This is a genomic window from Streptomyces sp. NPDC059668, from assembly GCF_042734135.1.
Classification (GTDB): domain Bacteria; phylum Actinomycetota; class Actinomycetes; order Streptomycetales; family Streptomycetaceae; genus Streptomyces.
Genome location: NZ_JBHWEL010000007.1, coordinates 1 through 11912, shown reverse-complemented (window position 1 = coordinate 11912; position 11912 = coordinate 1). Strand labels below are relative to the sequence as shown.

Annotated in this window: 9 protein-coding genes; 3 read left to right on the top strand and 6 right to left on the bottom strand. The window is 67.9% G+C overall.

Going from position 1 to position 11912, the window contains the following annotated elements:
• Nucleotides 1–136 precede the first annotated feature (136 nt).
• Nucleotides 137–997 (bottom strand): tyrosine-type recombinase/integrase, encoded by an 861-nt coding sequence (locus ACFV2J_RS07935; protein ID WP_385081909.1) that lies wholly within the window; start codon nt 995–997, stop codon nt 137–139.
• 731 nt (nt 998–1728) lie between these two features.
• Here ACFV2J_RS07935 and ACFV2J_RS07930 point away from each other — a divergent pair.
• Nucleotides 1729–6672: a ricin-type beta-trefoil lectin domain protein gene (locus tag ACFV2J_RS07930; RefSeq protein WP_385437718.1), complete on the top strand. Its 4944-nt coding sequence runs from the start codon at nt 1729–1731 to the stop codon at nt 6670–6672.
• A 4-nt stretch (nt 6673–6676) separates the two neighbouring features.
• A complete protein-coding gene (locus ACFV2J_RS07925) occupies nt 6677–7381 on the top strand; it encodes a hypothetical protein (RefSeq protein WP_385094260.1) in 705 nt (234 codons plus the stop codon).
• A gap of 615 nt (nt 7382–7996) precedes the next feature.
• Here ACFV2J_RS07925 and ACFV2J_RS07920 read toward each other — a convergent pair.
• From ACFV2J_RS07920 to ACFV2J_RS07905, 4 genes are all read right to left on the bottom strand, one after another.
• Nucleotides 7997–8332 carry a hypothetical protein gene (locus tag ACFV2J_RS07920; protein ID WP_385094257.1) on the bottom strand — a complete coding sequence of 112 codons (336 nt, stop codon included), beginning with the start codon at nt 8330–8332 and terminating at the stop codon, nt 7997–7999.
• Between the two features lie 36 nt (nt 8333–8368).
• The gene (locus ACFV2J_RS07915) at nt 8369–8902 is read right to left on the bottom strand and encodes a DUF4262 domain-containing protein (RefSeq protein WP_385094255.1); all 534 of its coding nucleotides are present in this window, start codon (nt 8900–8902) and stop codon (nt 8369–8371) included.
• Nucleotides 8903–9013: 111 nt separating this feature from the next.
• Complete coding sequence (locus ACFV2J_RS07910) at nt 9014–9859, bottom strand: helix-turn-helix domain-containing protein (protein ID WP_385094252.1); 846 nt, start codon at nt 9857–9859, stop codon at nt 9014–9016.
• Nucleotides 9860–10499: 640 nt separating this feature from the next.
• Complete coding sequence (locus ACFV2J_RS07905) at nt 10500–11108, bottom strand: hypothetical protein (protein ID WP_385094249.1); 609 nt, start codon at nt 11106–11108, stop codon at nt 10500–10502.
• Nucleotides 11109–11156: 48 nt separating this feature from the next.
• Here ACFV2J_RS07905 and ACFV2J_RS07900 point away from each other — a divergent pair, with 48 nt between their 5' ends.
• Complete coding sequence (locus tag ACFV2J_RS07900) at nt 11157–11354, top strand: hypothetical protein (protein ID WP_385094246.1); 198 nt, start codon at nt 11157–11159, stop codon at nt 11352–11354.
• A gap of 135 nt (nt 11355–11489) precedes the next feature.
• Here ACFV2J_RS07900 and ACFV2J_RS07895 read toward each other — a convergent pair.
• Nucleotides 11490–11912: NADPH-dependent F420 reductase (locus ACFV2J_RS07895; protein ID WP_385437711.1), on the bottom strand; the 423-nt coding region annotated here is incomplete at its 5' end.

The window sequence follows — 11912 nt, the reverse complement described above, 5'->3', positions numbered from 1 at the left end:
GCCTTTCGCCCGTCAGGCGCCTTTCCCTCAGCTTACTCTCGACCGAGCCCGGCTTGCGTGCTAACTCCCAGTTCCTCCCGCACCTGTACCGCTCCTGACCAGTACTTCCGGACCAGTCACGGACCAAACCCACGCTTCAGCCCTCGGTTGCTTCGCCTTGGCTGGCACGCCCCCACTCCTGCATCGACTGCTCGATGAGGCGGTTCGCCTGTTCTCGAACGCCGTCGAGGAACTTGGCGTAGTGACGGAAGAGAACCTCGATGCTTTGGCCGGCGCGGCGGGCGCATTCGGCCGGGTCCACTCCGGAGTACAGCCAGAACGAGATCCCCGCGTGGCGGAGATCGTAAGGTCGCTTAGCCAGGCCAGAGGTGCGCTCCGGGCGAGTCAGGGCGTGTTCCCGGGCCCGCGCCCACGTCTTGCCGTATGCGGCAGCGTCGACGTAGTTGCCAGCCTCGTTCCGGAAGAGTCGGCCATCGGGTGCCACGTCGAAGCGTTCCACGTGGGCACGCAGCATGTGTACGAGCTGCGGTGGGATGGGCACAGGCCGCGTCGCGCTTGCCGCGCGACGCTTGAGCGAGTGCACCTCGTGCACCTCACCGTCGTCAGTCCACTCCTTGCCAGACGTGACGACTCCGCCCGAAAGGTTGAGCATTCCCCATCCGGTCTTCGGCAAGTGGCATTGCTCGATCCGAAGATGGATAACCTCAGCGGGCCGCATGGCCACGAAGTACATGCAGCCGAAGAAAGCCTCAAGATGACGCCCCCGCCCCGGCTGGCCGGCAACAGCCTCGAGTAGCCGAAGCAGCTGGGCCGGATTGGGAACGGCAGCCGGATCCACCTCCTCATTGACCGCCGGCGCATTCCACCGGAGCCCGTTGAGGGGGTTCTCCGCGAAGTACATCTTCTCCACCGCAGCGTTGAGAACTTCGTTGAACGCATCCCTCTTGCGTCGGGCTGTCTTGGCCGCAGCCGCCTTGCCGTCCAGCTTGCGGCACATAGCATCGAGGGCCCTGCGCAGAACATCCGCGTCCGCAAGGGCGCTGACAGGCAGAGAGTTCCGCTTCATCCAGTCCAGCGCGTGGAGCCACTCCTCGTCGGGTTCGCGCTGCCAGGCATTCTTGGGCGAACCCAGCCCAGGGGGTGCTGCGTCGCCGACGGGGAGTGAGGCCCTGGCGGTGACGCGTAGTGGCCAAGGTGGTGGCGTCCTCAGCCGTTCTGCCTGGCACCGAGCCGCCCCGCATGCCGTTTCCGTGTCGTGACGTGCATCACCTGGTGGCGGGTGCGGAAAGCCGCCGGATGCTTCAGCGCTCGTTCCGCTTCACAAGAATCACACAGATCCCGCATGGGATGCGCACGTGAACGACGTATTCCGGAACGGATGTCGTCTCCCTGGAGCGGCGTGTGCGTGTGCCTGTAGGCCCTGAATCTTCCCTGTTCTGTTCACGTGTTCTGTGTCTATGGTGACCGCCGCGTGCGGTGGATCTTGACCAGTCCGGACACACGCGTCTGTCATTCGGCGACCGGGGGAACACCGTCGCCCACGGGGAGGGGTTGCTTCGTCATGCCGTCATACCGGTCGTCCGCGCACGCTGGTCCAGCCTGCGCCGTGCGTCCCTGACTCCCGCTCAGGACCGCTGTTCTCCCCTTGTCTTCGACCGGGCCTGACTGCGCCCGCCCCCCTTGAACGAAGAAAGAGATGCTCTGTTGCGCCCCAGACCGTGGTTGCGTATGCCCGGATCGCGAAGATCCGGATTCCTCACTCCCGTCGTCACGTCCGTGGCCGCGCTGGCCGTCCTCGGCGGCCTGGCTGCCCAGCCCGACCTGCTCGGCCGTGGAGCGGACGCCGACCCGGCGGCAGCCTCGTACGACTGGAGTGTGGACACCGCTGCCGAGCAGTTGCGGCAGGACCAGTGCCTCATGGCCGATGTGCTGCGACTGGGCGGCCCGTCCATGGCCACGACCGCGCAGGACGGCCTGAACCAGCCCGCGGACAAGCTTCATACGCTCGCCGACCGCAAGAGCTGGGAGAAGACCCCGCTCGCCACCTCGTACCAGACGGACCGGGACGCGGCGGGCAAGGAGCTGGACGCCCTCCATGCTCTCCGGGACGGATGGCAGAAGCCTGTCGTCGGTCTGACGACACCGGCCGGTTTCACCGAGACCGACTTCCACTGGCCTCCGGGGTCTCCGGGAGACGGCAAGGAGGATTTCTACGGCCAGACCGGTCTGACGAAGTGGACCGCCGACCGGTTCTGGAAGAGCGACGGCGACTTCTATACCGACTCCACGCCCAAGGCGGACGCGGCGACCCTTAGGGCCGTCGACGACCTGGGTAGCCCTCTGTACGGCAAGGACCCCGACCCGGTCGGGCTGCCGGGCGGCGAGTGGACCAGGGCCCTCGCCGAGCGGGACGCGTTCAGATGGCTGCACGGGGCTCCGGGGGAGAACGCGGGCGCGGACAACGCCCGCATGTTCCTGGCGGCGGGGGGATTTTCCCGCAGCGCCCCGCAGCCGGGCACGGCGGAATACCGCATCGCCGTCGAGGACCTGAAGTCCCGGTTCGCCGCGTGCGCCTGGCGTGACCCGATCGATCCCGACAACGTCCTGGGCGACGTCTCCGGCACGGCCGCCACGGAGTGGCAGCAGGAGATCGCCTCTCAGGCCACGCAACGCAACCAGATCCTCTCTGCCAACAAGGACGCCACCAAGTCCCTGGCGGCCGGCGCCAAGGCACTGGGTGACCTGCTGGGCAATTCGTGGGCCGCAGACCACCTCGCGCGCTGGCAGGACTACTGGTCCGCGGGCGGGGCCGGCTGGGTCGGCGACGCGCCGGCGGTGATCGAGGTGCACGCCGCGCAGGACAAGTGCCTCGACGTCGAGGGTGCGAAGAAGGACAACGGCACCCCCGTCCAGCTGTACACGTGCAACGGTTCGGCGGCGCAGGAGTGGAAGGTCTACGGCGACGACCGGGGACTGCACCTGCAGAACGTCAACTCCCAGAAGTGTCTGGACGTTTCGAACAACAACCCGGCAAACGGCACGAAGATCCAGATCTGGACGTGTGTCGGCTCCCCGGCGCAGACGTGGGAGTTCAACCTCCGCGCCACCGGCAGCCTGCGCAACGTCGGCACCGACAAGTGCCTCGACCTGCACGAGTACACCAACGGCTACAACTCGTGGCTGTACACGTGCAACGGCACGGGGCCGCAGCAGTTCGACGTCACGCCCTCCGGGCACACCGGCACCGTGCCCCCCAAGGCCCAGTTCGACAAGGCGAAGGCCGGCATCACGGCCGTTCAGACGGCGGCGAAGAAGCAGCTCGACGTCCTCAAGGCCCAGCTCGCCGCCGTGAAGAAGGCCGCCACCGCCTCGGACACCGCCGAGCAGGCCTCCTACACCATCGCCGACACCAACGGCGCGCCGCGGGGGCGCGGTCTGCTGGTCGGGCAGCAGAAGGCACAGGTCACCCAGGGTGCGGCGGCTGCGCTCGAGGCGATGGTGAAGGCCGGCGAGACCGCCGAGGCCGCCACCCGCGCCTCCGGCGGCGACAGCCAGACCATCGCGGAGCGCGCGCTCGCGCAGGCCGCGCAGGTGAAGGCGGAGTTCCGCAAGAAGGCCGCGGAGAAAGCCGAGTTGCAGGCGAAGGCCGCTGCCGATGCCGCGAAGGTGCACCGCGACAACGCCAAGAAGGACAAGGAAACCGCGGAGGCGAAGCTCACCGATGCGCTGAAGGCCGAAGGCGATGCGAAGGCGGCCGCCGCCGACGCGCACGCCAAGCGGCTCGCGGCGGAGGCCGAGGAGAAGACGGCCAAGGCGGAGAAGGAGAACGCCGCCGCCAGCCGGGCCGAGGCCGCCGAGCACCGTAAGAACGCAGAGTCCGAGGCGACGAAGGCGAAGGACGCCAAGGACAAGGCGGAAGCCTCCGAGAAGACCGCCGGGGACCGGCGCGACGACGCCGTCGCGGCCAAGGACCACGCCAAGGCGATGCGCGACGACGCCTGGGATGCCGAGCAGAAGGCCGACGCGGCCCGCGCCAAGGCAGATGCCAAGGAGGCCTACGCCGACTCCCTCGACTCCGGCGACGCGGCGACCGCTGCCCGGGCCGCCGCGAACGACGCGGACAAGGCGGCCGACGACGCCGAGACCGCGGCCGGCAGGGCCCGCTCCGAGGCCGACGCCTCCACCCGGGCGGCAGCCGACGCGGACGCCGCGGCCACCCGCGCCGAAGCCGCCGCCAAACGGGCCCGCTCCGACGCGGACGCCGCACAGGCGGCCAAGCTGAAGGCCGACGCCGCGGTGAAGACCGCCACCAGCGCCGTCGCCGACGCCATCAAGGCCTCCCAGGACGCCTCCGCCGAGGCCAAGGCCGCGGTCAAGCTCGCCGACGAGGCCCAGCAGCACGCCAAGGACGCCAAGACCCAGGCGAACGCGGCGAACACGGAGGCGGGCAAGGCACTCGCGGCCGCGGCGAAGGCGGCCGGCTTCGCGCACGTCACCGCCCAGGCGGCCGTGGACGCGGGCGAAGCGGCCCAGCAGGTCGCCGATCCCGCCAACGACGCGATCCAGCTCGGCTCTTCCTACGTCGACTCCGACTCGGCCGCCGGCCTCGTCGTCCTGACCGGCCAGTCGTCGAAGACGATCGCGCAGCAGCAGCAGGCGGTCGCCGACGCCCACGCCAAGAACGCCGCCGCCGAGGCCCAGGCCGCCAAGAACATCGCCGACCAAGCCAAGGGCGACGCCAAGGAGGCCTACCAGCACGCGGCCAACGCCGCCCAGTACGCCGCCGACGCCCGCACCTACTCCAAGGACGCCCTCGGCTACGCCGCCGACGCCGCCAAGGCCGCGGCCGCAGCCTCAGCGTCCCTGGCCCGCACCATCGACTACGACCAGCAGGCCACCACCGACGCAGCCGCCGCCGACAAGGCCGCAGGCAACGCCGAGGGCTACGCCAAGGACGCCCGCGACAGCGCCGACGTCGCCGAACTCGACGCCTCCGCCGCCCGCTCCGCCGCCACCCAGGCCGAACAGGACGCCAAGGACGCCCGAGCGGCCGCCAGCCGCGCCGACACGGCCGCGACCGAAGCCGAACAGGCTGCCAAGGACGCCGACAAATACGCCACCGAAGCCCAGGAAGCGGCGGACAGGGCCGAGAAGGCCGCGAAGGCGAAGCAGATCAGCGACGGCACCGTTCCCGACGAGAACGGCCGCGCAATCGGCAACGTCTTCTACGTCATCGACCACATCGAGAAGATCGGCGATCCGGAGGTCATCAAGAAGACCGACGGCTGCGACCACTGGTGGAACCACCTCGCCTACCGGGGCAACTGCACGATCACCTCGAAGATCAAGTACAAGGCCGTTCTCGACCTGTACCTGTGCAGTGCCGAGGGCATCGATCCCCAGAAGCTCATGTGCCCGACCGGGGCCACAACGTATCTCGGCGAGGTCAAGACCGACGAACTGTCCCAGGAGGTCGCGCACACCATCACGATCGCGGAGTGGCAGGACGGCGTTGACCCCATCGACATCCTCTTCGGCAGCTGGATCAAGTGCGCCCAGAAGTTCACCTCCGGGTTCGAGGGCGGCAGCTGGGGCGGATGCGCCTGGGCGTCCCTGGACGTCGCGAGCCTGTTCGCCGGCAAGATCATCCGACCCATCGCGGAAGCACTACGCGCCGTGGACGCCGCGTTCGTCACCGGCATCGGCGTCCGGGACGCGCTCCAGGCACTCAAAGCCCTCAAGGGCGTCGACGCCGCGGCGGTCGCAGCAATCGAGAGGGAGGTCCAGACTTACGAAGAGGCCGTGACCGCGTGTGAGAGGAACAGTTTCCCGGGTGGCACCCGGGTACTGATGGCCGACGGTACGCGTAGGCCGATCCTGGACGTTCGTGTCGGTGACTTGGTGCTGGCCACCGACCCTGCCTCCGGTCGCACTCGGCCCGAGCCCGTCACCGACACCTTCCGGCATCGCACGGACCACCTGGTCGACGTCTCCCTGGCTGGCGGCGGCACGCTGACGAGCACGAGCGGACACCGGGTGTACGTGGCCGGGCACGGCTGGGTGCACGTGTCCGACCTGCGGGTGGGGAACGCGCTCCGGACCTCCGACGGGACCCTGCAGTCCGTCATCGCCTTGCACGACCGGCGCGGGCTGGCTCCGCGTCCGGTCTACGACCTGACAGTCGACGGCCTGCACACCTTCTACGTCCGCCCGCGGGGTGGGCACTCCCGGGACGTACTCGTCCACAACTGCCTGAACCTGGTGCAGGACGAGGGCGTCGAGGAGGCACACACCCTCAGAGAGCATGTGGAACCCGACGACAACATGATGGCGGCGGAAGCCATCAAGAAGGGCACGGCTACCAGGTGGAATGACGAGGCGACGGCCGTCAAGAGCGTCCAGGCCGCGTTCGACGCCTGGATCAAGAGGCCGAGCAATGTGAAGCGGCTGGACAAGTGGCTCAAGGAGCAGTCCCACAACCCGGCGTTCGATCCTCGGCACGACCTGCTCGACTTCAAATGGCAGCTGCGGGACCAGGGGTCCCTCGGCCGCGTCTGGGTCAAGGACGGAGTGCAGGGTGAGCGCACCGGGAACACGGTCCTCGTCCAACTCAAGTACGCGGGCAAGCACAAGCCCAGCAAGTACGTTGTCTACACGTCCTATCCGGAGTGAAAAGATGACCGCGATGACAGAACAGGGCGAACCAGTAGGACCCACCGGCGACGACCCGTTCATCCAGGACATCGGGCTCAGTTGGCTCGCGTCGAAGTCGGCGTACCCGATGTGGCTGTCCGCAAAGGACTACACCCAGTTCGTACCCCCGAACCCCGTGGACGCCCAGCTGGGTCTGATCCAGCTGGCCGTCGGCACGATGCACCGCGTGATCGCCATGCAGATCGGCGAGGACGCGCGGAGGATTCTGTCTTCCTCGCTCCCGGACGACGTGCTCCGCACCGTATGGCTGGGAGCCACGAATGGGTACTTCGACCCCGCAGCTCACGGCCTGACCGGGAGGCAGTGGCTGGCGCGCATCGAGGAGACGTGGACCGCGAGCGTCCGCGAGGCCGACACCACGTTCGTCCCGCCCGCGCCGCAGCCGGTGACAGACGCGGACCTACGCAGGCGCGTTCTGGAACAGATCGGCACCGTCGCCGACGACCTGGAACGGGCTGCCGGTGAACGATCGCTGCCCGGCCTTGTCCCCGCACTGGAGCAGGTCGTCACAGAGGCCTGCGCGGATCTCGGGTTCCGCCTGTTCCTGCGGGCCATGAAGGAGTACTTCGTGGCCATCGACGAGAACCATTCCGAAGCTCTCACCGCTCTAGGTGAGCGCTTCGGCTACCCGGAGTTCCTCGTGGACGACAACCTCAACGTCGGATAGGGCCGACCTGGCCTGACAGCACACGGCCCCCTGCCGAGCCAAAGGCCACGGCTCGGCAGGGGGCCGTCCCGTGAACCAGTCAGATCATTCAACCGACCAAACACGCCTCACTCGCGCCTCCTGGTCCCACCCCACGCAGCTTGACGGCGGCCTTCGACCCCGGCTTGCCACGGCCCAGCCAACTCCACGACCAGGAAACCGAGATGACGCTGCGAGATCCCCGCGGGCCATCACGCACCAACTCGTAAACGGTAGAGCAACTGGGCTTGCGGGCCGGGTCGCCTCTTCCATGATCCGGACCACGTTCGGGCCAACGTCTGCCCAGACACCTCCACACGACGCATTGGCGCTGGTCAGGCCCTTGCAGAGGCCGTACCACCAGCAGACGAAGAACCTTCTGGTGAGCTACTCGCCGAAGAAGCTGGGCTTCTTCTAGACACCTGCGAAAGGGCGCCTGACCTCGGCCTTCACCGGTCAGGCGCCCTTCGCGCAAACCGCTCTCATCCGGGCCCGGCTTGCGCGTGCGCTCAGTCTTGACCTCGCGGACCCTGAACTGCCCAGGAGGATTCTCCGACGCGCGGGTGGTAGGCAGTGAGCGCGGGAGCGTGCTCGGGTTCAGGCTCCGTGCGGAGCACGTGCACGGGCTCGTGCCTGACAGGTTGCACGTGCTGTCAGCCAGACGGCTTCGAACTCGTCTGCGGCGAGGTCCTCGGGGGCGTGTGGATCCCACTCGTGTACCGGAATCTCCGCCGTGAAGCCGAACGTGGCCTCGTAGTCTGCGTGAGTTCCGGCTCGCTGGGTGGCTTCCCACTCGGTCGACGAGGCTGCCGCGACGGGCTTCTGGAGTGACCCCTGAAGTTCGACCTGTCGAGTAACCCATCCTTCGGCGTCGGTCTCGAAGTAGAACCAGGTGTCTTCCTCGGCCCAGTAGCTGCGGAACCAGCGTGTCATGACGTCATTCTCCACAGCGGCGTGGCGGTCGCTTCCTCACAAGCCCTGTGTCCAGACTCCGACGGGGTGTTCGTCGGGACGCAGCGACAATCGGGGTTGGCGCTCCAGGAGGCCCTCTCCGCCGGGCTGCCAGGGGAAGGCGCCGTCACGGTTGGGCCAGACGGCCTGGAGGAACGGGAACGGCGGCTTGCGGTAGGAGCCGATCGCGGTGCCGAAGAACGCCTTGTACCAGCGGTGGTCCACGCTCTTGACAGCGACCGGGACGTTCGCGATGTCGCGCACCTCTTGGTCCGCTTCGAGGGGTTGCCCTTCTACGGCTCGCTGGGCGAGGTCGTTGAGGAGTGTCTGCGTACGCGAGGTGTCCAGACCGAACATCGCCAGCTCGGGCAGCCGATGCCGGTGCCACAGGCCGATGGTGTAGGCCCAGCCCGGCCCCAAGCCGTCGGCGGGGATCGTCACGACCTGCCAGCCGTGCAGGCGGATGGTGTCGACGGTCGACTGGGTACGGGAGTCCAGTCCGTTGATGTCCTGGCAGACGACGCAATGGCAAGTGCTGTGACCGGTGGGCATGGCCGTGAGGCTACGGGGCCTCCAGTCGATGCCCAGGCCGCCCACAGCGCCGCACTGCCTTGCTTGGGACACGAGAACGCGGCATCCGCTGAACTGCGGTCGTGCCCCTGATCACACGCTTTCGGCCGGCTCGTGACCCACCGAGTGCCGGTCCGGCGAGTGCGAGGTTGCTCCGGTCGAGCGGGCGTACTCGGTGGGAGTCTGTCCGTAGTGCTTCTTGAAGGCTCGGGTGAAGTGACTGCCGTCCGCGAACTGCCAGTGTGCGGCGAGTTCCGAGATGCTCAGGCGACCTGACGTCGCGGTAAGGGCGAGCCGGGCCTCGTGCAGGCGCCGGTGCCGGATGTAGGTGGTCATCTGCTCCCCCGCCGCGGCGAATGCCCGGTGCAACGTACGGACGGAGACGTTGAGTTCACGCGCGAGCATCGCCGGGGAAAGTTCGGGATCAGCGAGCCGACGGTCCGCGAGATCCTTGGCTGCCTGGGCGAGCGCGGGACCCAGACGGGGTTCCACGTCGTCGAACCGGCCCTTCGCCACCGCCTTGGCCAGCTCGATCAGGGAGCCGTGGGCAGCTGCCACACCAGCCGGGCCCAGGTCCGCCACGGTTATGTGGATCATGTTGGTGAAGGCGGTCAGCAAGCGCATCTCGGCCGAGTCCGCCGGCCCTGTGATGGCCCGGTTCCCGACCAGGGGTTTGAGCTCGCCGGGTGGCAGGACAAGGAACTTCGCCGTGAGGTGCGCCGTCGTCTCGAAGGCCGTCAGGCGCCCGAGGTGCCGGACGAGGAACTGCCCGGCCGACACGGCCTGGTCGCCATAACCGGGCGCGCCGCCCAATGTCCATGTGCCGCGCCGCACTATGTACATGGCAACCAGATCCTGATCGCCGCCCTGAACGTCCGCGGTCCGGGTTGCCGATGCGGCGTGAAGATCGGCGATCGCCGCGCCGTGCACCTTGGTCACATTGCCCTTGACCCGGAAGTCACCGATCGTGTCCGGGCTGAAGGCCGGAAGTTGGAAGACATCGTCGCCGATCTGTGTCTCCCACCCGCGCCGGAATACGTCCAGTCCCCGCGGTGCGTCGCCCGGGACGGTCGAGTCCACTGCGAACACCCCACGCCCGCTGTCGGCCTCCGCTCCAGTACTGCGCATCCCTCTCCGATCTCGCATTCACTGCTTCAACGCCGTCCTGTTGTGACCGTGTTCCGCAGGACGTCGCCATGGCTCATGTGAGCACTGTGCCAATCTTCCTATAGACGGCTCGCATGGCAGCGGTCGAGAGGCGGAGCTGATGCTTCCGGTTCGGCTAGGACCTGCCGCCCAGTTCGGCAACGCGAGATCCGACCCCTGATGGGCTCGTGAACGGCCGCCGGACGCAAGGACCGGGACGAGTTCGTCTCCGACAAAGAATGGCGGAACGCCGTCAAGGCAACGCTGCTCACAGCCAGGGACGGCCGGGTCCTGTTCTGCAGTCCGGCCAAGGCCCGGAGGCCGCGCCGACATCACCCATGCCCGCCAGTTGGGACTGGTCAGGCAGGTGCTGTCTCGGAAGGCATCTGACGGCGCCGCAGGTCGGGACGGCCCGGCACCCGAGAAGCTGCGTTCAGTCCGTCGCCCAGGTCGCTTCCCTGGCTTCGGCCGGCAGTTCGCCGTGTGGACCGATGGCGTCGGCCACACCCAGACAGGTGCTGCCTCGGAAGACACCGAGTTCGTAGTGCAGGGACCCGGTGTCGACGGAACGGACCGAAAGGGCGATCTCATAGTCGCCCGGGTAGGTCACCTCACCGAGATACTGGATCTGGTACGACCAGGGCAACAGATCCGGCATCGAGCCCCCACCGGTCGTCCCGATCGAGTCCAAGGTGAATGCGGCGATGGCCTCGTCGTACCAAGTGGCCAATGCGATGAAGTTGACATGCTGGTTGGAGTCGACGTCACCGATCCGGGAACGCAGCGGGACCCAGTACGAGTAGTGGGCTCGGTCCAGGCGCTCCGTGCGCGGACGGGTAGCTGCGGACCTTCCTGCCTCCCCTGTCTCCGGTAGCCGCATCTCGTCGAGATCGGCGATCAGTTCGTCTGGAAGCTGGAGTGGCCCCGACTTGTCGGCCAGTACGACAGTTGCGTCGCCACTGCCCACACACGTACCGCCGACCATGATCACCTGTTCGAAGGTGAAGGAGGAGCGCCCGACCCGGCGAACGCCAGTGTGCACCCGAACGCGGGAACCGGCCGGTCCAGCCGGAGCGAGCCGGCTGACCCGTTGGCCGACGAGCAGTATCCGGAACGGGCCGAACCCGCCCTTATCGATGCGGCGTTCGAAACGGTGCAGCCGCAGCCGGATCCGGGCGTCCTCCAGCCAGCGGGCCATGCCGATCGTGCTTGCCGAGTTGCCTCGGCCAAGATCAGCCTGCCGCACCCGGACGTCGACCTGCACGCCAGCGCTCTGATGTTCAGTTGAATTCATGCACGACGACCTCATGTCAACGTCAACTCCGCGACCAGGTCGGACCATGCCTGCCGCGATCGTGTCCCACCGGGAACCCATCGATGCCGGCGCCGACTCCGGTCACCTGGAGCCGGCGCGGCTCGACGGTCATCGGGCGATCGAGATCGCGAAGGGGGTGAATCCGGTGGACCGGATGACGTGCGGGACGAACAGGATCGCGGCTTCCGTGGCGCGGGCGGTCTGGATCCCGCCGAGGTCGGTGATCCATTCCTTGCGCCAGCCGAGGTCGGTGAGCAGGTCGCGGACGGTGTTCTTGGCCTGCGGGTCGTCGCCGGAGAGGAAGGCGTCGGGCGCCTGGGTGAGCATGGCCGGCGCGGTCATCACCGGGAAGAGCATGGTGTTGAGTGTCTTGACGACGTGCGTTTCGGGGAGTGCTTCCTGGAGCTTTTCGGCGAGGCTCGCACCGGGGTGGATGAGGTCGGCGGGCAGTCCGTCCGGTCCGTCGGTGGTGGCGTTGGAGACGTCGACGAGGATCCTGCCGCGCAGTTCCTCGCGCAGGGCGCCGAGTCG